This is a genomic window from Hydrocarboniphaga sp. FW305-C-57, assembly GCF_058783045.1.
The window spans coordinates 20,822-45,261 of the sequence record NZ_JBYSYG010000018.1 but is presented as its reverse complement, the minus strand read 5'-3'; the positions used below and the strand labels follow the sequence as shown (position 1 = coordinate 45,261).

Below are 24,440 nucleotides of genomic sequence, written 5' to 3'. Positions count from 1 at the left end.
AGTGGTGACTCCCGCCTGTGCCGTCATTCGCTCGGTACCTTGAGACGAGGTCTCAAGTGGGTGCCGCAATCTGGCTTTCGGGCTTCCCGCCGACAACGCGGGCTTGCACGCCCAACCAGCTTTGGCTCCCGGGGGTTTGCAAATAGGCTCAAGGGTTTAGAGCGTTCGTCGAACACCGCAGGAGACACCGTCGCCATCATAACACCGACGACGCATGCGCTTTGAGCAAACCACCCGACGCGACGATGTCGCCGACGAGCGCGTACACCTATGTGCAATGAGCCCGCGCTATTCGAGCGCGAGTGTTGAATCGATGTCGAGCTTGAGCTGGCGAACGCGCGCAAGCGCGGCCTCGTCGAGCTTGAGCACCGCTTCGGCGCCGCGCAGCTCGAGCAACTCGCGCGAGATGTTGAGCGCGGCCATCACCGCGATGCGTTCGGCTCCGAGTGCCTTGCCGCGACGACGGATCGCGGTCATGCGCTCGTTGAGGAAATCGGCCGAGGCGACGAGCGCTTCGTGCTCGTCGGGCGGGCAGACCACGGTGTATTCGCGGCCCATGATGCGCACGGTCACGCTGAGCGCATCGCTCTTCTCGCTGTCTTCGAAGCGGTCCTTGTCGCTCATGATGCATCACTCATGATCCTGCTCCGATTCGAGGTTGCGGACGCGATCGACGATGCCTTCGATGCGTCGGCGCAACTCGTTGTTGAGCGCCATCAGGCGATCACGTTCCTGCTGCGCGCGACGCGCTTCGAGCCTGGCCTGGCGATAAGCGGCGGTCAGGCGCTGGATGCGTTGTTCGAGCTGTTCGAGTTCCGAGTCCAGCATGCGCGTGGGTTGGGTGGAGACGTGCGGGATCAGTATAGCGGTCGCTATTACGATGTTCCCCTCTCCCACTTGTGGGAGAGGGTGGTCCGCAGGACCGGGAGAGGGGAAGCCCGAAAAATGCGCTCACTTTTCGAGCCAACCCTCTCTCCCCTCGCTGTCGCGAGGGACTCTCTCCCGCAAGCGGGAGAGAGGAACGTCAAGGTCTCAGCGAATGATCAGGAACAGCGCGCCCGGTCCGCGCTGGATGTGCAGCAGCAGCTCCGGCGCCTTCGGATTGGCGAGCTTGGTGAATTGCTCGATGGTCTTCACGGGCTGGCGGTTCACGCTCAGGATGATGTCGCCCGGGCGCAGGCCGGAGCGGGCGGCGGCCGACGAAGGCGACACTTCCTGGACCTGGATGCCGACATCGGTGCGGGCCCGGCGGGCGCTGGCTTCGTCGAGCGGTGCGAAGCTCGCGCCGGCCAGCGAGGGATGCAGATCGCCGCCCTTGCCATCGGTGCCGCCGGCGGTCTCCGCGCCGGCCTTGCCGATGGTCACGACGACCGTCTGCGGCTTGCCATTGCGCAGAATCGACAGCTCCACCTTCTCGCCCACGCGCATCAGGCCGACGATGTTGCGCAGCTGGTCGAAGCTCGAGATCTCGCGCCCGTTGACCTTGAGCACGATGTCCTCGCTCTTGACGCCGGCCTTGTCGGCCGGCGAGCCGGGCACCACCTGGGTGATGACCGCGCCGCGCGAGGACGACAGGCCGAAGGCCTTGGCGAGCGCCGGGTCGAGATTCTGGCCGCCGACGCCGATGCGTCCGCGTTCGATCGAGCCGAACTGCGTGAGCTGACCCATCACGGTCTTGGCGAGGTTGGTCGGAATGGCGAAGCCGATGCCGATGTTGCCGCCGCTGCGCGAGAGAATCTGGCTCGGAATGCCGACCAGTTCGCCGCGCAGGTTCACGAGCGCGCCGCCCGAGTTGCCCGGGTTGATCGAGGCGTCGGTCTGGATGAAGTCCTGATAACCCTCGCCCATGCCCTGGCGCCCGAGACCGCTGACGATGCCCGAGGTGACCGTCGTGCGCAGGTTGAACGGCGAGCCGATGGCGACGACGAAATCGCCGACCTCGAGCTTGTCCGAGTCCGCCAGCACCAGGGCCTTGAGGTTGTCGGCCTTGATCTGCAGAACGGCGATGTCGGTCTCCGGATCCTTGCCGATCAGCTTGGCGTCGAACTCGCGATCGTCGACCAGACGCACCTTGATCGAATCGGCGCCGTCGATGACGTGATTGTTGGTGAGGATGTAGCCCTTGGCCGCGTCGACGATGACGCCCGAGCCGACCGCCTGGCTTTCGCGCTCCTGCGGGGCATCATCGGGGATGTCGAAGAAGCGGCGGAAGAACGGGTCCTGCAGCAGCGGGTTCTGGATTTCCTGCTTGGCGGTGACCGCGATGTTGACCACCGCGGGCGTCGCCTGCTTGAGCATCGGCGCCAGCGAGGGCATGCCCTGCTGCAGCGGCAGCGCCGCCTGCATCTGGGCCTGGGCCGGAAGATTGAACGCAAGACCCAGTGCCAGAACGAGCGGGGCGAGGGCGAAAGTCGAGGAAGTGCGGAGCATTGAGCGAATCTCGAAAGAGAACTCGAAAAGGGCGGGTGGCGATGAGTCGCCTGTGACCATCGGGCCGATCGCAAGTTTCGCGGCTGGCCCCGTCACTTTTTAGTTCTTGTTGGCCTTAGTTCAGGCGAATGCGCGGGTTGAGGCTGTAGCGACCGGTCAGGCTCGCGCTCGCGAGCACGTGTCCTTCGATGGCCTTGAGCACGTCGGCGGCGGTGAAATCGGCCGGCACGGCGAGGCTGTCGACATCGAGCGCGAATATCTCGAAGCAATAATGATGCGGAACGCTGTCGTTCCACGGCGGGCAGGGGCCATCGTAGCCGCGATAGGTGCCGCCCATGTCGGCGTCGCCCTTGAACCAGCCGGTGTAATCGTTGACGCCCTGACGGGCGCCTTCGATGCCGCCGGGCTGCTGCTTGCCGCGTGCGGTGACGCCGTTGGAGGCCGCGCCTTCTTCGATCTGCGTGATGGTCGGCGCGATGTCGACCACGGCCCAGTGGATGAACTTGGCGCGCGGCAGCTTGAGCGGCACTTCGCGGCCTTCCTTGTTCACGTCGTCGGGCTTGGTGGGGGCGTCCGGATCGGTGCAGATGAGCGCGAAGCTGCGCGTGCCGGCCGGGGCGCCGCTCCAGGCCAGCTCGGGATTGAGGTTCTCGGAAAGACGTACGTGGCCCTTGGGGGCCTTGACGGCAAAGGCGCAGCGTCCGGGTATCACGCCGCCTTCCGAGAACGTCTTGCTGGTCAATTTCATTCCGAATCCTTGGTTTGAGAAACTGTGGCTGACTTTCGAGGGGCCATGTCGAGGCAAAAGCAGCGCGGATTATGAGTCAGAGCCGCGAGTGACGACCAGCTTGCGCATGCGATCCCGCAAGCCAAAGAGCCCGCATTTGCGGGCTCTTTGGCTTAATGCTCGGTCTACGGTCGGACGCTTGCGGTCCGATCCGGTCATCAGAACTGATAGCGCAATCCCACCTGCACGAAGTCGCGGTCGCGCAGCAGGTTGGCCGAGCCGCCGCCGAAGAACGCGGTGTAGCCCACGGCCGCGTTCCAGGCGGGGGAGAAGCGGATCGTGGTGCTGACGATCACCGACTTGCGGCCTTCGACGAAGTTTTCGCCCGGACCGGGCGAGACGCCCTGCACGTCGTGCGACCAGACGATGGTCGGTTCGATGCCGATGCCGGGCAGCACGTTCTCGTAGCGCAGGATGCTGATGATGCGATAGCCCCACGAAAAGTCGGTGACGAAGCCGCTCTTCTGCTGCGTCGGGTTGAAGCGGATGCCCGAAGGCCCGATCACGCCCGAATTCGACTGCGCCGAACCATCGGCGCCGGTGCCGTCGGCGCCCGCGCTCGCATGCGTGAAGGTGCCGGGGCCTTCGAGCTGCAGGCGCGATTTGCTCGGCAGGTCGAAGATCTGGTTGGCGCCGAGTTCGCCGATCAGGATGATCTGGTCGGCGGCGACCCAGTTGTTCGGACCGATGACATTGGTCGCGCCGAGGTTGTAGTTGGCGGTCTTGAAACGTTCCCAGCCACGAATGTAGGCGCCCGGCGCATAGCCGAGCGGATCGAGCCCGCGATAGGCCGAGACGAAGTCCGGAATGCCGTAGCGCGCGCCGGGCAGCTGGGCGATGGTGCCGGCGTTGAGCAGCGCGCCGGGCAGGCCCGGAATCGAGTTGCCGAGGTCGCCGAGGACGCCGAAATCGTAGGAATCGCCGGTGGTGCCGGTGCCGTTGCCGCGCGGGAAGATGTTCTGCAGCGCGGCGAAGGCGAGGTCGGTGTCGTCGACCTGCAGCGGCTGGTTCGGACGATAGGCGACTTCGCCCTGGATCGACAGGTCGCCGAAGGCGGTGTTGAAGCTGATGCCGTAGAGATCGATGTTCTCGGGGTATTGCAGCTGGGCTTCGACGGTGTCGAGCACGAAGGCGCTGCCGTTCTCGCCGATGTTCTGATCGCGCACGGCCGGAGCGATCGCGCCGGGCAGGGCGTTGGTGATGAACAGCGTCGAATCCAGGCCTGGGCAGGCGCCGAGCACGCCGACCGTGTCCAGCGGCGTCTTGGTGGGGCCGACTGCGGCGGGCGCCAATGCGTCCGGGCCGGACAAGCAGCCGTAGTCGCCGGCGTAGAAGCTCAGGTAGGGCAGGCGGCTGTGATAGCGGCCGGCGTAGAGCGCGATCTCGGTGCCGCTGTTGAGCCACTCGGCGTAGTACTTGAGCGAGAAGCCAAACTGGCCGCTGCTGCGCGCCTCTTTTTCGGGGCGCAGGTAGACGGTGCCCGAGGTGTCGGTGATCGCCGACAGCATGAGCTGATCGGGCAGGCCGAGGCGGTCCGGATCTTCGGCGGTCTTGCCGAAGTCGAGGAAGATGTAATCGCGCTGGCTGTCGGTGCCGATGTCGACGGTCGACAGGTACGAGCCCGCGGTCGGCACGATCGCCGGTTCCCAGTCGTACTGGTAGAAGGCTTCGAGCGTGAGGTTCGGCATGATCGTGGTCGAGGTCCAGATCGCCGGCGTCGGCTGCAGAACTTCGGAGAGTTCGAGGAAGGCCGGGCGGTACAGCGAGTTCACGTTCGGCGTGGAGAACGAGTTGAGGCTGCCGACGACCAGCAGCGTGCTCTCGCCCCAGTTGATGTTCTGGCGGCCGATCTTGATGGTGAAGTCGCGCTCGTCGCTGATGGCGTAGGTCTTGGCGACGTAGAGGTCGAGCAGCATCGCGCCGACGCCGATCTGGTCTTCGGTGACGCCGTTGCGCCGGCGCGAGGACGCTTCGCCGATGCCGCGGCGGATCTGGCCCGGACCGCTGGTGCTGTCGACCGTCTGGATGTTCGGGTTGTAATCCTTGCGATTGTGGTTCTCGGCGTCGTAGAAGCCGTAGCCGCGCACGAAGAAGTCGTAGCCCTTGTAGTTGAGCGTGAGGTCCATGGCGAGCTTGCCGATCGCCTGGGTCACGTCCCACTGGTCGTAGTTGATGTTGCCGTCGTCGTTGTTGTTCGAGAACTGGCCGGGCGCATCGACGGCGACCTGGTTGGCGTAGCTACCTTCGCCGATGTAGCTGTTGAGACCCAGTAGCTCGTGCGAAGAGTTGGCGTAGTCGAGGTGGCCCTGGCACGAGGTGCCGGCGCCGTTCGGCGCCACCGGGCAGAAGTTCGGGTTGACCTTGTTCTTGGCGATCAGGTCGTTGGAGCGGTTCTCCGCTCGCCACTGGGCGCCGACGCTCAAGTTGGTGTTGAGCACGCCGGAGATGGAGTCGTCGCCGAAGTCGAGGCGAAAATCGGTCGCCAGCGCGGCGGTCGGCAAGGCCAGCGCACAGGCCGTCAGCAAGCCGATCCAATGCGAATGCGCACGGGCACGAACCGCCGGGCGCGGACGCCCTGGTCGAACGGAATCCATCAGCTTCTCCTCTTGCTTCTAATAGTCTGTGTTCGCCGTCTTCCGATTCGTTGTCGGTGCTTGTCGGCGAGCCCCAAAATCAGGGGAAGGCTACTCCGCTTTAAAGCGGCTGATAAGCCGGAGTTTTGCTCAAATCAAAGTAAATCCAGCTCAAAGCAGATCGAGCTTGCTGGGCCGCATCTGGCGCCGACCGGCCAGCAGCAAGCGCGTTAACTGCTGCGAAAGCCGCTCCGACAGCGGACGCGGGCGCCGGTAACGGATTTCGTAGACTTCGGCCTCGCTGGCCTTCTCGAGCAGATAATCGTCCGACGTGAGAATGCGGTCGATCAGCTTGAGGCCCAGCGCCTGGCTGCCGAACCAATGCTCGCCGGTCGCCACCTTGGTGATGTCGAGCACCGGGCGGTTCTGCAATACGAAGCGCTTGAACAGCGCATGGGTTTCCTCGATCTCTTCGCGGAACTTGGCCCGGCCGCTGTCCGTGTTTTCGCCGAACACGGTCAGCGTACGTTTGAAGTCGCCGGCTGTATGCAGCTCGACATCGATATCGTGCTTGCGCAGCAGCCGGTTGAAGTTCGGCAGCTGGGCTACCACGCCGATCGATCCGACGATCGAGAACGGCGCGGCCAGAATCTGGTCGCCGACGCAGGCCATCATGTAGCCGCCGCTGGCCGCGACCTTGTCGATGGTGACGGTCAGCTTGAGCCGGCGCTCGCGCAGCCGCAGCAGCTGCGACGCCGCCAGGCCGTAGGCATGGACCAGACCGCCGCCACTCTCGAGCCGCAGCACCACCTCGTCGGCCTCCCGGGCCACCTGCAGGACGCTGCTGATCTCCTCGCGCAGCGCCGAGACCGCCGAAGCCTGGATGTCGCCGTCGAAATCGAGGACGAACACCCGGTTCCTGACCGCCGTGTGCGGACTCTTGGCCGCCTTCTGGAGCTGCTTGTCCTGCTTCTTGCGAGCCGCTGCCGCCTTCTTTTGTTCGGCAGGCGAAAGCAGTTCGTCGTTGAGTGCGTCCGAGAGCTCGCGCAGACGTTGGTTGACGTGCCGAATCTCCAAATGGCCCTGCGAACTTTCCCGGCGGGCCCGAGCGGCCGATGCAACGGTTACGATGATGATGACCACTGCTCCAAGCCATGTCAGGGTCTTGGCCAGGAACAGGCCATACTCGGTCAGAAAAACCATCGTGTTTGACGACTCCGGGATGCGAAAACAAAGGTGAAACACCACTCAGAACTGACGTTCATTGCAGGTTTCGAAGAAAGCCCGCATGCTACGCTCAAGAAAGCTTGCGGTGGTGCAACAAATTTGTATACGAATGTCGTTCAGCTTTCTCTATAATACTGTTCAGGGTTAACAAAAGCCGATAAAGGCTGGCTTGTTTAAGGGAGTTACAGGAATGAAAACGATGCTTCGCGCCGGGCTGATCCTTGGCCTGTCGTCGCTGGCTTTTGTCGGGCACGCACAAGAAGCCGACTCGAACGTCGCTTCCGAAACGCGTCCGTATCTGTCGGTCTTGTATACCTATACCTTCGAAAACTCTGACCGCGTCGGTGTCGAGGAAGGTCAGGGTGCCCAGCTCGGTGTCGGCAAGGCACTCAGCGAGCACTGGGGTTTCGAACTCAATGGTTTCTACACCGAGTTTCCGCACGACAATACGCCGGGTGCGAATGCCCAGCGTGAATACGGCGGCAAGCTCGACGGTCTGTATTTCTTCAGCCGCAATCCGAAGTTCTCGCCTTATTTCGGCGCGGGCGTCGGCGGCGTGGTGACCGAGCTGCGCGGCACGGCCCTCGACAGCTCCGATCCGTTCGCGGATGTGGGTCTGGGCTTCATGAAGTACTTCACTCTGGCGGGTGCCGATCTGGGCTTCCGCGCCGATCTGCGCTATCGCCACATCTGGTTCGACGACAACGCGCTCGGCGGCACCAACGTCGGTGATCTCGGCGAGGCGGTGCTCAAGGTCGGCCTCGTGGTTCCGCTCGGATCCAGGGCTGTTGCCCAGGGTCCGGCCGCTCCGGCCGCCTGCATGGATAGCGACGGCGACGGCATCTGCGATACCGCCGACCTCTGCCCGGGCACGCCGGCCGGCACGGTCGTCGATGCCAAGGGTTGCCCGAAGGCTTCGGCCGAAGGCGCCAACCGCAAGTTCGATGACGTCCACTTCGAGTTCGACAAGTCCGATCTGGCCGAAGCCGAGAAGAGCAAGCTCGACAAGACGGCAATGACCATCGACGGTATGTCCAAGACCTATCCGAACCTGAAGGTCGACGTGTCGGGTCACACCGACTGGATCGGCACCGACGGCTACAACCAGGGTCTGTCCGAGCGTCGCGCCAACACGGTCAAGAGCTACCTGAGCCGCAAGGGCGTCGATGCGGGCCGCATCAACACCTTCGCTTACGGTGAGTCCAAGCCGATCGCGACCAACGAGACTGCGGAAGGCCGTGCCCAGAACCGTCGTGCGGAAATCCAGACGCACGAGTAAGTCTGCATAGGCTCGATGCGACATCGAGCGTAGTTCCGAGCCCCGCCGGCGCAAGCTGGCGGGGCTTTTGTTTGGCTTGCCAAAAAGCCATCCGTCGAGCGGGCGGATCGTGCGGTTTCAGCGGCCTTGAGTCCTGTGAACCACGTCGCTAGTCTGCCCTCATAACTCGAATCGAGAACGTGATGGGGCGGCCGGGCAGATCAGGAAGGGAGCGCTTGGGTCAGGCCTGTTCGGTTGGATTGCTTGGACTGCTCGCGGGCGCTTCGCTTGCAGCCGGAGTCAGCGTGGTGCCGGTCCGGCCTTTTGTCGACGGTGACGGAGATCGGGTCGACGACACGCTCGATCAATGCCTGTATTCCGCGCCGGGTGCCGTCGTCGATGTGCACGGCTGCAGCGCGGACAACGATCAGGACGCGGACAAGGTGCCCGACAACGTCGACGACTGTCCGTACTCGCCACCCGGCGCGAGAGTCGATGGTCGCGGTTGTGCACTCGATTCCGATTTCGACGGTATTGCCGACGGGCTGGATCGCTGTCCGGATTCGGAGCTCGGCGCCATCGTCGATGAGCTCGGTTGCGCGAGCGGGCAGCGTCCGCTTGCTGCCGCCGTACCGCCGCCTCCGTCGTTCATTCCGCAGCCCGCGGCAGCGACGGCCCCGCGATCGGCGGTGCCATCCTCCACTGCGACCGCCACGGCACTCGAACAGGCGCCGCGCGTTTCTGCACCCTTGCCACCGAAGCCCGCGCCAATTCCGGCGGCGCCCAGCGGTCCGTCCGCGCGGTCCCTGCCTCCGCCCTCAGCTCACCCCGCGTCGCCGCCGGCTCCCGCAGCGTCGTCCGCGGCGGCGTTGACGGTGCATTACGGCAAGGGCGTTGCGGCACTCGGACCCGGCGAGCTGCAAAACCTGCGCAGCGCCTTGCCGGGCCTGCGTCGGCAGCTCACGGGCCATGCGTTGATCGTGGTGCAGGGCTACGCCGACCTCGACGAGGGCCCGAGCCCCGACACGCTCGCCCGCACTCGCGCGAATCGGGTGCGTCGCTTCCTGGAGCAGAACGGCTTCGAGACTCATGAGCTGTCGTCGGTCGGCCTGCCGGCCGGCAGGCCGGTGCCGGGCGCGAGGGCGGATGCGATGCGCCGCGTGGAGCTCGTGATCGAGCGCGACTGATGAGGTCGCGGCGCGGCGTGCTCTTACGTCGATTGCGTCGGGCGTGGCGGCGTCAACAGGGTCGGTGAGTGCAACTGGGCCTGTGCGGCCTGGGCTCGCGCACTGCGCCGTTTCGCCTCGTCGCCATTTTCGAGGTCGAGCCAGCCGGACAGATGCCGCATCAGCAGCTGGCCGAGCGCCTCGATGTGCGAGGCATCGGCATTGAGCGCTGGTACGTAGCGGAAGCTCGAGCCACCCGCCTGAATGAAATCGTCGCGATAGCGCAGGGCGACCTCCTCGAGCGTTTCGAGGCAATCGGCCGCGAAGCCCGGGCAGATCACGTCGAGCGTGCGCACGCCGGCCTGGGCGAGCTGAGGGACGACCAGATCGGTATACGGCTGCAGCCAAGGCTGTTTGCCTAGCCGGCTCTGGAAGCTGACCGACCAGGAGCCTTCGGCGAGCTCGAGTTTCTCGGCGAGCAGGCGCGCGGTCTTGTGGCACTGGCAGAAGTACGGGTCGCCGGCCAGGAAATACTGGCGCGGAATGCTGTGGAACGACATCAGCAGGTGATCGCCGCAGCCGTGGATCTTCCAGTGCTTGCGCAGGCTGTCGGCGAGCGCATCGATGAACGGGCCGTGGTCCTGGTAGCTGTTGATCGTGCGCAGTTCCGGCACCCAGCGACGCGGCTTGAGCGCGGCGAACACGGCGTCGAGCGCGGCCGCGGTGCTGGTCGCCGAATACTGCGCGTAGAGCGGCAGCACGAGCACGCGCCGAACGCCTTGCGATTCGAGCTCGTCGAGCGCCTTGGCGATCGACGGCTCGCCGTAGGTCATGCCGAGCGCCACCGGCACGTCGAAGCCGACATTGGCGAACAGCCATTCGCGGATCAGCGTTTTCTGGCGCAGCGAGTGATGCATGAGCGGCGAGCCTTCGGGCCCGGGCTTCATCCAGATGCTCTGGTAGCTGTGCGCGAGCTTGCGCGGACGCAGCGGCAGGATGAAGGCGTAGAGCACCATCAGCCACAGCGGCCGCGGCAGCTCGACCACGCGCCGGTCCGACAGGAACGGACGCAGATAGCGGCGGATGGCCGCGGGCGTGGGCGCTTCGGGCGTGCCGAGGTTGATCAGCAGTACGCCAGGGCGAGGGCCGTCCGCGTGCGGACGGTCGATCGGGTCGGTCACGGTGAAGTTTTGGAGCGTTCGGTATTAGGGCGCTTGCGCAGCTTTGCGGGCGATTTCGCCGTTCTTGAGGCGGCGGAAGTAGTCATGATACTGGCGCATCGCCTTGTTGCCGAGAATCAGCAGCAGCGGCAGGTTGATGGCGTACATGAAGCCCATGCCGATGGTGCTGAGCGTATCGAGCTGCCCCGAGGTCTTGATGAAGCCGAAGCAGGCGCTCGCCGCCGCCACGCACCAGAGCCAGCGGAACGGCGTCACCCAGCGCTCGCCGATCAGGTAGATCACACCCTGCTCGCCGTAGTAGCCGTAGCTGATGATGCACGAGAGCCCGAACACCCAGACCGCGATCGTGATGAGCCAGCGGCCGAGGCCTTCGTGCACGGTGTCGAAGCCCTTGGCGACGAGCGTGGAGCCGCGATAGTCGGCGAACACGCCGCCTTCGGCGTAGCCCGGGGCCTGCGCGCTGGCAACCGGCTGCCAGTCGAAGCGCATGCCTTGGCTGTTCATGACGTAGGTGCCGTAGACGCGCTGGCGCTCACCGCCGATCTCGGCCATCACGAACACCGGCGTTCCGGCCGGATTGGCGGGCAGAGCGCTGCCGCGCACCGATAGCGAAGCGGTGTCGATCTGCGGCTGCCAGTGGCCAGGGGCGGATTCGACCCAGGCCGGCGGCGTCTGCCAGCTCGCGGCCGGCGCGCGGTTCCACACGCCCGTCAGCAGTACGACGAGGCCGGTGACGGTGCAGACGAAAATCGTGTCGATGAAGGGTTCGAGCCCGGAGACCACGCCTTCGGTGACCGGCTCGGGCGTCTTCACGGCCGCATGCGCAACCGGCGCGGTGCCCAGGCCCGCCTCGCTCGAGAACAGCGCCCGCTTCATGCCCCACATGAAGGCCGAGCCGATGGTTCCGCCCATGAAGGCGCCGACGCCCTCGGTCTTCGAGAACGCGCCCGCGAAGATCGCGCGAAACGTATCGGGCAGCGCCTCGGCGTGCGTGACGATCACGTAGAGCCCGCAGAGCACGTAGACACCGCACTTGAACGGAACCAGCGTCTTGGTGACGTTGCCGATGCGCTTGATGCCGCCGAGGATCACCACGCCCGCGGCGATCGCCAGGATCAGGCCGGTGATCCAGGTCGGCACGCCGAAGTATTCGCGCGTGGTGTCGGCGACGCTCCAGGTCTGGAACATGTTGCCGCCCGTGAACGCGAACAGCAGCAGCGAAAGTGCGAACACGAAGCCGACGGCCTTGCCGATCGGCTTGAGCGCCGGTGCTAGCCCGCCGAGGCCGTCGCGCGCCACGTACATCGCGCCGCCGTGCGGATTCTCGGGATCGTGGGTGTCGCGATAGAGCAGCGACAGCGTGACCTCGGTGGTCTTGAGCGCCATGCCGACGAGGCCGACGACCCACATCCAGAACACCGCGCCGGGGCCACCGAAATCGACCGCGATCGCCATGCCGGCGATCGCCCCGAGCCCGACCGTGCCGGACATCGCGGCGGTCAGCGCCTGGAAGTGCGTGAGCGCTCCAGGCCCATGCGAGGTGTCGATGCCCTTGCCGGCGACCAGTGCGACACCGTGCGTCAGCGAGCGGTACTGGCAGAAGCCGCTCCAGAGCGTGAACAGCAGGCCGATGCCGAGCAGGGCCAGCAATACCGGAACCGACAGCAGAACGCCGTTGATGGCGTCGAGGATGGCGAAGAAGGCATCCATGCCGGTTTAAACGATCGTCGGAGTGACGACGCCCTTGCCGAGCCGGCTGTTGCGATAGCCGTAGAGGAAGTAAGTGACGAGGCCGATCGCCATCCAGCCGCCGAAGGCGATCCAGGTGTGCGGGCCGAGCTTGTACATGAGGTAGCTGCAGGACAGCACGCCGAGCGCCGGAATGAGCGGGGACCACGGCGTCTTGAACGGGCGCGGCAGATCGGGGCGCGTCTGGCGCAGCACGATGACGCCCGCGCAGACAACGACGAAGGCGCCGAGCGTGCCGATGTTGGCGATCTCGGCCAGGCGACCGAGCGGCACGAAGCCCGAGAACACCAGCATCACCAGGCCCGAGACCAGGATCGAGCCGAGCGGCGTGCCGGTCTTGGGATGCACGTAGGCGAAGAACGGCGGCAGCAGGCCGTCGCGGGCGATCGCGAACAGCACGCGCGTGAGGCCGAAGTACATCACCAGCATGACGGTTGTCAGGCCGGCGACGGCGCCGATCGAAATCAGCCCGGCGGTGGTCTTGGCCCCGATCTGCAGCAGCGCATGGGCGACCGGCGAGGGCACGTTGAGCTCGGTGTACGGCACCAGCCCGGTCAGCAGCACCGACACCAGGATGTAGAGCGCCGTGCAGGCGAACAGCGAGCCCAGGATGCCGATCGGCAGATCGCGCTGCGGATTGCGGGTTTCCTCGGCTGCGGTGGAGACGGCGTCGAAGCCCAGGTAGGCGAAGAAGATGGTCGCCGCGCCCGTGAAGATGCCGTTGATGCCGAAGTGCGCGCGGCCCTCGGCGTCGATGACTTCGGCTGGAATGAACGGCGTCCAGTTCGCCGGCACCACGTGCGGAATCGCGGCGACGATGAAGGTGAAGATGGCGAGCACCTTGACCACCACCATGATCGCGTTGAACTGCGCGCTGACCTTGGCCCCGACCGCGAGCAGGCCTCCGAGCACGAGCACGATCACGAAGGCCGGCAGGTTGATGAGGCCGGGCAGCTTGGGGTCGAGCGGCGTATGCGTGAGTGCATCGGGCAGGCCGAGGCCGATCGTGCGCAGGCCGTCGGCCGCGTAGCCCGACCAGCCCGCCGATACCGCCGGAATCGCCACCATGTACTCGCAGAGCAGCATCCAGCCGATGATCCAGGCCGGAAACTCGCCGAGCGCCGCATAGCCGTAACCGTAGGCGCTGCCGCTGCCGCCGATCGACGAGGCCATTTCCGCGTACGACAGCGCCGCACAGGCGCAGGCGAAGCCGGCGACGACGAACGACAGCACCACGGCCGGCCCGGCCTGGGTCGCGGCGGTGATGCCGCTGAGCACGAAGATACCGGCGCCGATGATCGCGCCGACGCCGAGCAGGGTGAGGTCCAGGGCGCCAAGAACGCGTTTGAGGCCCGAGTCGGTACCCGCTTCGACGATGGGCTTGGTGCGCAGCAGTTTGGCGGTCAGACTCATTGATTCTCCCAGGGCACTTCGGTCTGTGATCGTAATGTGGGCGAGAGCCCGTTGTTTGCAGAAAGTATGCCGCCCGGCCCAGGCGTGTGCCTGAGCAGATTCCCGCGACCGCGAGGCGGACGGAAACTCAGGACGCGCAACGAAAAACGGCCTGATGCGGGTCGCGCATCAGGCCGTCGTTCGGCCTTCTTTGGAAGAAGGCGGATGAAGCAGCTTACGGCCGGTTGAGGCCGAGCAGACCGCCGATGTAATCGACGACTTCGCCGATGGTGGAGCCCAGGCCGGTGAACAGGTTCTGCAGCGCCTGCACCAGGCCGCTCGGAACGCCGGCGTCGGCGTCGCCGATCAGCAGCACCTGCAGCGCGGTGGCGAGCTGGCCGTCCTGGATCAGGCCCTGGAGCAGGTCCGGCAGCGAGCCGTTGGATTCGAGCAGGTCGCCGAGCGTGGCGACGACGTCGTCGGTGACGCCGTTGGTCAGCGTCGGGCTCAGCGCGCCGAGCAGGCCGTTCGAGGTGGCGAGCAGATCGACGAGGCCGGTCTGGTCGCTGTTCTCGCCCGCGATCAGGCAGAGGGTGCCGAGCGGAGCCTGGCAATCCGAATCGGCGCCGTTGGCGAGCGCCACGACCAAGCCCTGGATGCCTTCCTCGCCGAACAGGTTGACCAGGCCCTGGCCCTGCGCGTTCGGGGTCAGCACGCCCTGGATGATCGAAGCCAGGCCGTTGTTGCCGGTGCCGTCGACGCCGAGCAGCAGTTCCTGCAGGCCGGCGGCAAGCTGGCCGTCCATGAACAGCCCGGTGAGGATGCTCGCCAGCGAGCCGTCGTCGTTCTCGAGCAGGGTGACCAGCGCGTCGGTCAGTTCACCGGTGTCGATGGCACCGGCGATCGGGCCGAGCGGGCCGTCCGGAGAAAGCAGCACGTCGACGAGGCCGCCTTCGTGATCGCTGCCGCCGAGCACGCACAGCGTGCCGCCGACCGGGACCGCGCAGCCGTCGGTGTCGACGATGCTGCCCGCGCTGCCGTTGCCGGGAAGGTCGCTACGGTCGCCTTGGGCCTCGCATCCGGCGAGTGCGGCGGAGGCCAGCACGAGGCCGGCGACCAGGGTTTTCTTGATTCCGTCAAAAGTGTTCATTAGCGAGTCCATTTAATAACAAGGGAGGATTTGCGTGTCCAAGGGAAGGCAACACGAAAGCCGCAATCGTCGCGATCGGGGCGGTAGCCGGCTCTGGAAGGCCGTTGGGCGAAACGGGTACAGCGCGGGGGTGCAGCGAAGAGTTCCTGCATAGCCACGATGCGCGCTCTGCTGTGAGGGCGCGCATCGTGGCCGTATGCCGCTATCTAAGCCTCAGAGCGGAGCCGCTGCTTCGGCGGCCGGTGCGGCCTCTTCGGTGGGCGCCGGAGCGTCGGCCGGGGCGGCTTCGGCAGCCGGAGCTTCAGCAGGCGCCGGGGCAGGGGCTTCGGACGGCGACGGAGCGGCAGCGCCTTCCAGCGGAGCGCCGTTGGCATCGACCGGCACGCTCGGCGCGGCCTGCTGGCCGGCGATGTGCAGTTCGACGCGACGGTTGAGGGCGCGGCCGGCATCGGTGCCGTTGTCGGCGACCGGGTGGCTTTCGCCGAGGCCCTTGGCGGTGAGCTTGTCGCCCGGGACGCCCTGCTCGATCAGGAACTCGCGCACCGAGTTCGCACGCAGTTCGGAGAGCTTCTGGTTGTAGGAGTCCGAACCGATGCTGTCGGTATGGCCTTCGAGTTCCATCGGCACGTCGGTGAAGTGCTTCACCTTGAGCGCCACTTCTTCGAGGATCTTGCGCGAATCCGGGGTCAGCGAAGCCTTGTTGAAGTCGAAGTTCACGCCGGTGAGCGTGATGACCTGCGAGAGGCCGCAACCGACGCCGTCGACCGGCATGCCCTGCGGGGTGCCCGGGCACTTGTCGCCGGCATCCGGCACGCCGTCACCGTCGCTGTCGGCCAGGGTTTCGGTGCGGACGACCGAGACCGGCTCGGCCACCGGCGGCGGGGTCGGGGCGCGTTCCTGCTCGTACGGGGACAGCGGCAGCTCGAGACCGGCGCTGTAGCGGAAGTCGTCGAAGCCGCTGTCGTAGTTGTCGTAGACGTAACGCGCTTCGACGCGGAAGCGCAGGCCGTAGGTGCCAATAGGCTTGGTCACCATGCCGATGCCGGCGTTGGCGAAGAAATCCCACTTGTCCTCGCTGTCCGGCACCACGTCGGTGTAGTCGCCGCCGACGCCGAGCAGCAGGAACGGCGAAAAGGTGCGGCGCTGGTTGAGCGAGTAGACGAGGTCGAGGCCGCCGGCGTGGCGGTAGAAATCGGTGAAGCCGTTGGTGTCGGTCTCCTGCACGTCGGTCTGCAGCTGGGCTTCCCAGAACCAGTTGCCGCCACCGAGCTGGCGACCGTAGAGCAGGTTGATGCCGGTGCCGTCCTTGGGGAAACGCTTCTTGTCGAGGTCGATGTAGCTGCCGGTCACACCGATGTAGCTGAGCTTGTGCGAGCTGGTTTCGGCCGAGGGCGAGGCGCTGGAGTCCGTCGATTCGGTCGTTTCGGTGGAGGTGGTTTCGTCCTGCGCCAAGGCCTGCGCGGAGATCATCGAGACGAGCAAGGCGGCCGCGGAGGCCCACGCGTTACGTCGGAAGCTAGGCATTTGAAGGTTCCCTGAGGTGATCAAACATTCTTATCAGGCTGGCGATCCAGCCAGTTGCCTTCCAGATTAAACAGCTCTTGTACGCTTGTGAAGGGTGATTCAGACCGGCGGTTGTAGGCTAGGTCGAATGCGTCCCCGGACAATTACTTACAAAGTCGCCTTCCAGACCCCTTGAAAGCTGAAAGCGCGTCCACAAGAATTAGCAGCCTCGAGGGGAGAGTGCTAACAAAGGTCGTCCAAGACCGCCGCGCCGCCTTCGATGCCCGACCAGTTTTAAACAATGAATGGAGTGAACCCTATGAGTCTGCGTCCCCTGCACGATCGCGTGATCGTCAAGCGTCTCGAAGAAGAGAAGAAGTCCGCCGGTGGCATCCTGATCCCGGACTCCGCGGCCGAAAAGCCGCTGAAGGCCGAAGTGATCGCCGTGGGCCCGGGCAAGCGCACCGACGACGGCAAGCTGCAGGAGCCGGCCGTGAAGGCGGGCGACACCGTTCTGATCGGCAAGTATTCGGGCACCGAAGTGAAGATCGACGGCGCCGAACTGGTCGTGCTGCGCGAAGACGACATCCTGGCCGTCATCAAGTAAGCCGTCGCCTCAACCCCTATTCGATTCAAGGAGCAATCAACATGGCTGCAAAAGACGTCAAGTTCGGCGACGACGCTCGCTCGCGCATGGTGCAGGGTGTCAACGTCCTCGCCAACGCCGTTAAAGTCACCCTCGGCCCGAAGGGCCGTAATGTCGTGCTCGACAAGAGCTTCGGCGCCCCGACCGTGACCAAGGACGGCGTGTCCGTGGCCAAGGAAATCGAGCTGGCCGACAAGTTCCAGAACATGGGCGCGCAGCTGGTCAAGGAAGTGGCTTCCAAGACCTCCGACGCGGCCGGCGACGGCACCACCACCGCCACCGTGCTGGCCCAGGCCATCGTCAACGAAGGCCTCAAGTCGGTCACCGCCGGCGTCGACCCGATGGACATCAAGCGCGGCATCGACAAGGCCGTCGAAGCCGTGACCGCCGAACTCAAGAAGTTCTCGGTTCCGTGCAAGGACCGCAAGGCGATCGCCCAGGTTGGCACCGTTTCGGCCAACGCTGACGACGCCATCGGCGCCATCATCGCCGACGCCATGGACAAGGTCGGCAAGGAAGGCGTGATCACGGTCGAGGAAGGCAAGGGCCTCGAGAACGAACTCGACGTCGTCGAAGGCATGCAGTTCGACCGCGGCTACCTGTCGCCGTACTTCATCAACAACGCGCAGAGCCAGACGGTCGAGCTCGACAACCCGCTGATCCTCATCACCGAGAAGAAGATCAGCAACATCCGCGATCTGCTGCCGATCCTCGAAGGCGTCGCCAAGCAGGGCCGTCCGCTGCTGATCATCTCCGAAGACGTCGAAGGCGAAGCGCTCGCCACCCTCGTCGTCAACAACCTGCGTGGCATCCTGAAGGTCGCGGCCGTCAAGGCTCCGGGCTTCGGCGACCGCCGCAAGGAAATGCTCAAGGACATCGCCACCCTGACCGGCGGCACCGTGATCGCCGAGGAAGTCGGCCTGTCGCTCGAGAAGGCCTCGATCCAGGATCTGGGCCACGCCAAGAAGGTGCAGATCGACAAGGAAAACACCACCATCGTCGACGGCGCCGGTGAGAAGAGCAAGATCGAAGCGCGCGTGCTCGAGATCCGCAAGCAGGTCGAAGTGGCCACCAGCGACTACGATCGCGAGAAGCTGCAGGAACGCCTGGCCAAGCTCGCCGGCGGTGTTGCGGTGATCAAGGTCGGCGCCGCCACCGAAGTCGAAATGAAGGAAAAGAAGGCCCGCGTCGAAGACGCCCTGCACGCCACCCGTGCGGCCGTCGAAGAAGGCATCGTCCCCGGCGGCGGTGTCGCGCTGGTCCGCGCGTCCAAGGTGCTCGAAGGCCTCAAGGGCGGCAACGACGACCAGACCATCGGCATCAACATCCTGCGTCGCGCCATTCAGGAGCCGCTGCGCCAGATCACCAAGAACTCGGGCGACGAGCCGAGCGTGGTGCTCAACAAGGTGCTCGAAGGCACCGGCGCCTATGGCTACAACGCCGCCAACGGCAGCTACGGCGACATGATCGAGTTCGGCATCATCGACCCGACCAAGGTCACGCGCCTGGCCCTGCAGAACTCGGCCTCGGTGGCCGGCCTGCTGCTGACGACCGAAGCCATGGTCGCCGAAGCGCCGAAGAAGGAAGCTCCCGCCATGGGCGGCGCTCCGGACATGGGTGGCATGGGCGGCATGGGTGGCATGGGCGATTTCTGAGGTCGTCCTGACGGGTCGCCGCCATCCTTGGCGGCGCCTTTCAAAACCAGTAGTACGAAAAGGGCGCCTTTGGGCGCCCTTTTCGTTTGCAGCAGCGGCTGCCGAAACAAAAGCTTCGAAAGGTTTTTGAAACTAAAGCGGCGAGCAGGCATCTTTGCCTCATGCGCTCCGTGATCACCCGATGGTTTCATCGCTGCCGGCTGCCGGCCGCCTTCGCACTGCTGGCATTCGGCGCGGGCTCCGCGATCGCGGAGGTGCCCGCCGCCGTGCAATCCGGGCTCTCGCGTGGCATCAACCTGTCGTTCTGGTTCGCCAATCGCGACAACCCGAAGATCGAGCCACGCCTGTTCTGGCCCGACCGCAGCGACCTGGCGCAACTGCGCAGCATCGGCTTTCGCCACGTGCGCATCCCGCTCGAACGCGCCTGGATCGCCGATGCGCGCGATCCGTCGAAGATCGACCCGGCGCATGCCGACGAGTTCGCGCGCGCGGTCGAGCTCGTCGCCTCCGACAAGCTGCTCGCGGTGGTCACGCTGACCACGACCACCGACGATCTGAATCGCATGCTCAACGACAAGTCCTGGCGCGACACCGTCGCGGCGCTCTGGTGGAGCCTTGCCAGGCAGCTGTCGACGCGCGTTCCCGCAGACAAGCTGGTGTTCGAGGTGATCAACGAACCGGCGACCGAGAACGCGGCGCTGTCGGTTGCGCTCATGCAGACGCTCGCCGGCGCGGTTCGCGACGCGGCGCCCCGGCACACGATCGTCGTCGCGGGACACAAGTATTCGTCGGTCGACGAGCTCATCACGCTGAAACCCTTCCTCGACACCAACCTGGTCTACAGTTTCCATTTCTACGAGCCGATGAATTTCACGCACCAGGGCGCCTGGTGGGGCTGGTCGATGTGGGCGAAGTTGCGCGGCCTGCCATATCCGTCGACCGAAGCGCTGGTGGCGCCGCTGCTGGCCTCGCTCGACGCCGATGCGCAGCCGCACGCGCGCTACTACGGCCAGCAGGAATGGAATCGAGGCAAGCTCGCCGCGATTCTCGACAAGGTTGCGCAATGGCAGGCGCAGAACGGCGTGCCCGTGTGGTGCAGCGAGTTCGGCGCGGTCAAGACCAATACGCCGCCGGCTTCGCGCCAGGCCTGGCTGCGTGACACGCGCACGCTGCTCGAACAGCGTCGCATTCCGTGGACGCATTTCGATTTCAGCCAGCACATGGGCATCGTCGATGGAGCGCAGGGCGAGCGACAGTGGGATCGGGCTGCGATCGAAGCGCTGGGCCTCAGCGCGCCGCGCTCGAACCAGTAGCGGCCGCGCTCGCATGCCGCCGAAGCTGCGACTGGTCTATCCGTACTACGACAATCCGCAGATGCTGCGCCGCCAGGTGCGCAACTGGAATGCGTATGCGCCCGAACTCGCCGATCACGTCGAGATCGTGCTCGTCGACGATGCGAGCCCGCAGCATCCGGCGCTGCCGATCTTCCGCGAGTGCCGGCTGCAGAAAAAGCTGCTGCGCGTCGATGTCGACATCGCCTGGCATCAGCACGCGGCGCGCAACATCGGGGCGCATGAAGTCGGCGAGGACGAAGCCTGGATGTTCATGAGCGACATGGACATCCTGCTGCCGCCCATGGCCCTGCGGCGGCTGTTCGCCAAGACGCTGCTCGCCGATCGGCACTACGGCTTGCAGCGCGTGTTCCTGCCGCGTTCGCTCGATCGCCTGCTCGGCGACGCATCGACCGGAGTGCTCGACGCGATGCTGCATCGCCCGGGCTTGAGCGCGCTGCGCGATCGCTTCGCCTCGAAGCCGCATTGCAACAGCTTTCTCGTGCGCCGCGACCGCTATTGGAAGATCAATGGCTACGACGAGGATTTCGTCGGCACCTACGGCGGCGACGGCCTGTTCCTCGACCAGCTCGGCGAGATCGCGCCGCAGGCGATGCTCGACGACGTCTACGCCATCGCCATCACGCCCAAGCTCGTCGCCGATGCGAACACGCAGCGCTGGGAGCGCGGCGGCGAGATGCGCAAGGCCTTCGAGCAGCGCCTGCAGCGCAAGCGCGAAGCCGGCGACCTGCGTTCGCGCAATCCGCTGCGCACGCCGTGGACGCGCCTGCTCTGAGACGTCTGCGAACGGCCCGGCGGACGCTGGCCTAAACTGCGCCCCTGACAGAGTCCGACGCTCATGAATCCGGGGAGTTTCGATGCCGCTTGCCGACATTGCCGATACCGTGCGCGCCAGCCGCTTCATCGGTGGCGTGCTCAGGCGCCATTCGCAGTGGGCCGAGGAAAAAGCCTATGCGCAGCCGCGCGCGGCCGGTGAGCTCGAGGCCGAACTCAGGCAACTGCTGAGCGGCGAAGCGGACGAGGCCCGCGTGATGCGCGAGCTGCGCAGCCTGCGCGATCGCGAGATGGGCCGCATCGGCTATCGCGAACTCGCCGGCCTGGCCGGGCTCGACGAAACGCTCGGCGATCTGTCCACGCTGGCCGAAGTCTGCTGCGTCGCGGCGCTCGATTACGCGATGCGCACGCTCGGTGCGCGCTACGGGCGGCCACGCGACGCTCGCGGCGCGCCCGTGAAGCCGGTGATCCTCGGCATGGGCAAGCTCGGCGGGCGCGAGCTCAATTTCTCGTCCGACATCGATCTGATCTGCTGCCACACGGCGGCAGGCGAAACCGACGGCGGCAATGCGCTCGACAATGGTGAGTTCTTCAAGCGCGTCGTGCAGCTCTTCACCAAGCTGCTCGCCGAGCGCACCGAACATGGCTTCGTGTTCCGCGTCGATCTGATGCTGCGGCCTTTCGGCAGCGCGGGTCCGGTGTCGATCGCCTTCGACGCGGCCGAGGACTACTACCAGCAGCATGGCCGCGAATGGGAGCGCTACGCGCTGATCAAGGCGCGCCCGGTGGCCGGCGACATCAAGGCCGGCAACGAATTGCTGCAGCGCCTGCGGCCTTTCGTCTATCGGCGCTATCTCGATTTCAACGCGATCGGCAGCCTGCGCTCGCTCAAGAAACTGATCGCCGACGACGTCGCGCGCCGGCGCCAGGACGACAACGTCAAGCTCGGCCGCGGTGGAATTCGCGAGGTCGAGTTCATCGTGCAATCGTTCCAGCTCGTGCGTGGCGGACAGGAGCCGCGGCTGCGCGATCCGCGTCTGCGCCCGGTGCTGCGCTACCTCGCCGAAGCCGGGCATCTGCCGGAGCCGACCGCGAAGAGGCTCGACGAGCACTACGTCTTTCTGCGCCGGCTCGAGAACGCGATCCAGATCTACGCGGACGAGCAGACGCATTCGCTGCCGCTCGCGGACGAGCCGCGCGCCGCGCTGTGCCTGGCGCTGGACTTCGAAAGCTGGCCCGCGCTCGTGCAGCGTTTCACCGAGGTGCGCGAAGACGTGCACCACGAGTTCGCGCGCGTGTTCGCCGAGCCCGGACACGAGGATCCGGAGCAGGGGTTGGCTGCGCTGATCGAGCGCCTGTGGGCCGAATCGCCCGAACTGAGCATCGAACACAGCGCGCTCGAGCCGCTCGCCCGCGAAGATTTCGGCGATGCCGCGGCCGAGGTCTGCAAGCGCCTGCGTGACCTGCGCGATGCGCGCGGAACCCGCACGCTGTCGCAGACTTCGCAGGACCGCCTGCGCGCCTTGCTGCCGCTGCTGCTCGCCGAGACCCTGCAGCAGAGCGAGCCGGCCACCGCTGCGACGCGCGTGCTCGGCGTGCTGCAGGCCATCGGCGGACGATCGACCTATCTGACGCTGCTGCGCGAATCGCCCATCGCGCGTGGGCATCTCGTGCGCCTGTGCGCGGCGAGTCCGTGGGTGTCGCAGCTGCTGTCGACCAACCCGGCGCTGCTCGATCAGCTGCTCGACGCGCGCACGCTCTACGCGCCGCCCGACAAGGCCGAGATCCGCGCCGAACTCGATCACGTGTTCTCGCAGATCGCCGATGACGAAACCGAGGCCGGCATGGATGCGCTGCGCCGCTATCGGCTCGAAACCACGCTGCGCATCGCCGCGGCCGACGTCGCCGGCAGCCTGCCGCTCGTGCAGGTTTCCGATCGCCTGACTTGGCTCGCGGAAGCGGTGCTGCAGGTCGCATTCGATCGTGCCTATGCGGAACTGCGCGCGAGCTATGGCATTCCACTGCGTCGCGATGGACAGGCGGCCGGGCTCGCCGCGATCGGTTACGGAAAATTCGGCGGCATCGAGCTCGGCTACGGCTCCGATCTCGACCTCGTGTTCGTGCACGACTGCGATGCGCCCGAGCAGGAAACCGAAGGCGGGCGCCGCCCGATCAGCGGCGACGTCTTCATGGTGCGCTGGGCGCAGCGCGTGATTCACTGGCTGCAGACCTTGACGCCGGCCGGGCGCGCTTACGAAGTCGATCTCGAACTGCGGCCGAGCGGACGCTCGGGGCTCACCGTGAGCAGCATCGAAGCCTTCGCCCGGTATCAGCGCCACGAAGCCTGGACCTGGGAGCACCAGGCGCTCACGCGGGCGCGCGCCGTTGCCGGCAGCGCCAGTATCGGCGAGCGCTTCGAGGCCATACGCCGCGAGGTGCTCAGCGCACCGCGCGACCCCGCCAAGCTGCGCAAGGACATCATCGACATGCGCGCCAAGATGCGCGCGAGCCTCGATAAATCCACCGCCACGAGCTGGGATGTGAAGCAGGGGGACGGCGGCCTCATCGACCTCGAATTCATCACCCAGTATCTGCTGTTGCGCGAGGCGCCCGGCACGCCCGGGCTGCTGCGCTGGTCCGACAACTGGCGTCAGCTCGAAGACCTCGTGAGCGCCGGGATACTCAGCGAAGCCGATCGCGACACGCTGATCGCGGCGTATCGCAGCCTGCGCGCCTGGAGCCATGCGCGCGGCCTGCAGCAGCAGCCCGTCCTGGCTCCGGCCGATGCGTTCGCGGAGCAGCGCGCGCAGGTACGCGCGATCTGGCGCAGCGTAGGGCTGGCGGACGACGAGGCGGAGGTATCCCGCAACTGAAATCCAAGCTTGGGTAGACTAGCGGCCAGATTCCAGCCGAAGCTCCGCCGTGGTCCTGAGTCATCGATTCCGCTTCCTGTACGTTCACATCGCCAAGACCGGCGGCACCAGCGTGCGTGCCTCGCTGCGCAGGCTGCAGATGCGCGATCCGATGTACCTGCTGCAGGCGATCTGCTCGCGTCTCGACCACCTGTCGGGCCACCGCATCGCGGCCAAGCTGCCGCGGCATTCGAAGATCATCGCGGCGCTCGAAATGCTGCCGCGCGATTACTTCGATTCGCTGTTCAAGTTCGCGTTCGTGCGCAATCCCTGGGATCTGCAGGTGTCGAGCTATCACCACCTCAAGCGCGAGCGGCCGCAGCTGCTGGCGGGGCAGGAGGATTTCGCCTCCTTCCTGCGCTGGAAGCTCAATCTCGAACGTCCCTGGCAATATCATCTCGACACCTCGATCACCCTGCAGACCGATTACCTGATCGACCTGCAGGGCCGCACGCTCGTCGACTTCATCGGCCGCTACGAGAGCTTGTCCGATGACTGGGACACGATCTGCAAGCGCATCGGCGTGGGCCGCCGCGAGCTTCCGCACAAGCGCAAGGCCACCGATCGCACGCGTGACTATCGCAGCTACTACACGGACGAGACCGCCGAGCTCGTCGCGCGCCACTTCGCACGCGATGTCGAAATGCTCGGCTACCGCTTCGATCCGACCTGATTTCATGGGCCC

General features: G+C 65.8%; 19 protein-coding genes and 1 other RNA gene. 8 read left to right on the top strand and 12 right to left on the bottom strand.

Going from position 1 to position 24,440, the window contains the following annotated elements; translation table 11 throughout:
• Positions 1–4 precede the first annotated feature (4 nt).
• The 7 genes from ssrS to sohB form a co-directional block, all read right to left on the bottom strand.
• Positions 5–187, bottom strand: a non-coding RNA gene (gene ssrS / locus AC3WUM_RS23750) — 6S RNA.
• A gap of 101 nt (positions 188–288) precedes the next feature.
• Positions 289–624, bottom strand: a complete 336-nt coding sequence (locus tag AC3WUM_RS23745) for a cell division protein ZapA (protein ID WP_492413597.1) — start codon at positions 622–624, stop codon at positions 289–291.
• Between the two features lie 6 nt (positions 625–630).
• Entirely contained in the window at positions 631–828 is a 198-nt protein-coding gene (locus tag AC3WUM_RS23740; protein ID WP_007185614.1) for a hypothetical protein, read from the bottom strand.
• A 204-nt stretch (positions 829–1,032) separates the two neighbouring features.
• Positions 1,033–2,430 carry a DegQ family serine endoprotease gene (locus tag AC3WUM_RS23735; RefSeq protein ID WP_492413595.1) on the bottom strand — a complete coding sequence of 466 codons (1,398 nt, stop codon included), beginning with the start codon at positions 2,428–2,430 and terminating at the stop codon, positions 1,033–1,035.
• A gap of 115 nt (positions 2,431–2,545) precedes the next feature.
• On the bottom strand, positions 2,546–3,178 hold the full coding sequence (locus AC3WUM_RS23730; RefSeq protein WP_492413593.1) for a YbhB/YbcL family Raf kinase inhibitor-like protein: 633 nt from the start codon (positions 3,176–3,178) through the stop codon (positions 2,546–2,548).
• Positions 3,179–3,375: 197 nt separating this feature from the next.
• Positions 3,376–5,811, bottom strand: a complete 2,436-nt coding sequence (locus AC3WUM_RS23725; RefSeq protein WP_492413591.1) for a DUF1302 domain-containing protein — start codon at positions 5,809–5,811, stop codon at positions 3,376–3,378.
• 150 nt (positions 5,812–5,961) lie between these two features.
• The gene (gene sohB / locus AC3WUM_RS23720) at positions 5,962–6,993 is read right to left on the bottom strand and encodes a protease SohB (protein ID WP_492413589.1); all 1,032 of its coding nucleotides are present in this window, start codon (positions 6,991–6,993) and stop codon (positions 5,962–5,964) included.
• A gap of 214 nt (positions 6,994–7,207) precedes the next feature.
• Here sohB and AC3WUM_RS23715 point away from each other — a divergent pair, with 214 nt between their 5' ends.
• Complete coding sequence (locus tag AC3WUM_RS23715) at positions 7,208–8,296, top strand: OmpA family protein (protein WP_492413587.1); 1,089 nt, start codon at positions 7,208–7,210, stop codon at positions 8,294–8,296.
• A 215-nt stretch (positions 8,297–8,511) separates the two neighbouring features.
• A complete protein-coding gene (locus tag AC3WUM_RS23710; protein ID WP_492413585.1) occupies positions 8,512–9,462 on the top strand; it encodes a thrombospondin type 3 repeat-containing protein in 951 nt (316 codons plus the stop codon).
• Positions 9,463–9,485: 23 nt separating this feature from the next.
• Here AC3WUM_RS23710 and hemH read toward each other — a convergent pair whose 3' ends face one another.
• The 5 genes from hemH to AC3WUM_RS23685 form a co-directional block, all read right to left on the bottom strand.
• A complete protein-coding gene (gene hemH, locus AC3WUM_RS23705; RefSeq protein ID WP_492413583.1) occupies positions 9,486–10,622 on the bottom strand; it encodes a ferrochelatase in 1,137 nt (378 codons plus the stop codon).
• 24 nt (positions 10,623–10,646) lie between these two features.
• Positions 10,647–12,332: an alanine/glycine:cation symporter family protein gene (locus AC3WUM_RS23700; protein WP_492413581.1), complete on the bottom strand. Its 1,686-nt coding sequence runs from the start codon at positions 12,330–12,332 to the stop codon at positions 10,647–10,649.
• A 6-nt stretch (positions 12,333–12,338) separates the two neighbouring features.
• Complete coding sequence (locus AC3WUM_RS23695) at positions 12,339–13,784, bottom strand: amino acid permease (RefSeq protein ID WP_492413579.1); 1,446 nt, start codon at positions 13,782–13,784, stop codon at positions 12,339–12,341.
• A gap of 214 nt (positions 13,785–13,998) precedes the next feature.
• On the bottom strand, positions 13,999–14,913 hold the full coding sequence (locus AC3WUM_RS23690) for a hypothetical protein (protein ID WP_492413577.1): 915 nt from the start codon (positions 14,911–14,913) through the stop codon (positions 13,999–14,001).
• Between the two features lie 213 nt (positions 14,914–15,126).
• Positions 15,127–16,437, bottom strand: coding sequence for an OmpA family protein (locus AC3WUM_RS23685; protein ID WP_492413575.1), 1,311 nt, complete (start codon positions 16,435–16,437; stop codon positions 15,127–15,129).
• A 298-nt stretch (positions 16,438–16,735) separates the two neighbouring features.
• On the opposite strand from AC3WUM_RS23685, the gene AC3WUM_RS23680 reads away from it, so the two are divergent.
• The 6 genes from AC3WUM_RS23680 (at position 16,736) to AC3WUM_RS23655 (ending at position 24,428) form a co-directional block, all read left to right on the top strand.
• On the top strand, positions 16,736–17,023 hold the full coding sequence (locus AC3WUM_RS23680) for a co-chaperone GroES (protein WP_492413573.1): 288 nt from the start codon (positions 16,736–16,738) through the stop codon (positions 17,021–17,023).
• A gap of 41 nt (positions 17,024–17,064) precedes the next feature.
• Positions 17,065–18,717 (top strand): chaperonin GroEL, encoded by a 1,653-nt coding sequence (gene groL / locus AC3WUM_RS23675; protein WP_492413571.1) that lies wholly within the window; start codon positions 17,065–17,067, stop codon positions 18,715–18,717.
• 161 nt (positions 18,718–18,878) lie between these two features.
• Positions 18,879–20,030, top strand: a complete 1,152-nt coding sequence (locus tag AC3WUM_RS23670) for a glycoside hydrolase family 5 protein (protein WP_492413569.1) — start codon at positions 18,879–18,881, stop codon at positions 20,028–20,030.
• Positions 20,031–20,043: 13 nt separating this feature from the next.
• A complete protein-coding gene (locus AC3WUM_RS23665) occupies positions 20,044–20,844 on the top strand; it encodes a glycosyltransferase family 2 protein (RefSeq protein WP_492413567.1) in 801 nt (266 codons plus the stop codon).
• A gap of 82 nt (positions 20,845–20,926) precedes the next feature.
• Positions 20,927–23,716 carry a bifunctional [glutamate--ammonia ligase]-adenylyl-L-tyrosine phosphorylase/[glutamate--ammonia-ligase] adenylyltransferase gene (glnE, locus tag AC3WUM_RS23660; RefSeq protein ID WP_492413565.1) on the top strand — a complete coding sequence of 930 codons (2,790 nt, stop codon included), beginning with the start codon at positions 20,927–20,929 and terminating at the stop codon, positions 23,714–23,716.
• A 49-nt stretch (positions 23,717–23,765) separates the two neighbouring features.
• Positions 23,766–24,428 carry a sulfotransferase family 2 domain-containing protein gene (locus AC3WUM_RS23655; RefSeq protein ID WP_492413563.1) on the top strand — a complete coding sequence of 221 codons (663 nt, stop codon included), beginning with the start codon at positions 23,766–23,768 and terminating at the stop codon, positions 24,426–24,428.
• The last annotated feature ends 12 nt before the right edge of the window (positions 24,429–24,440 follow it).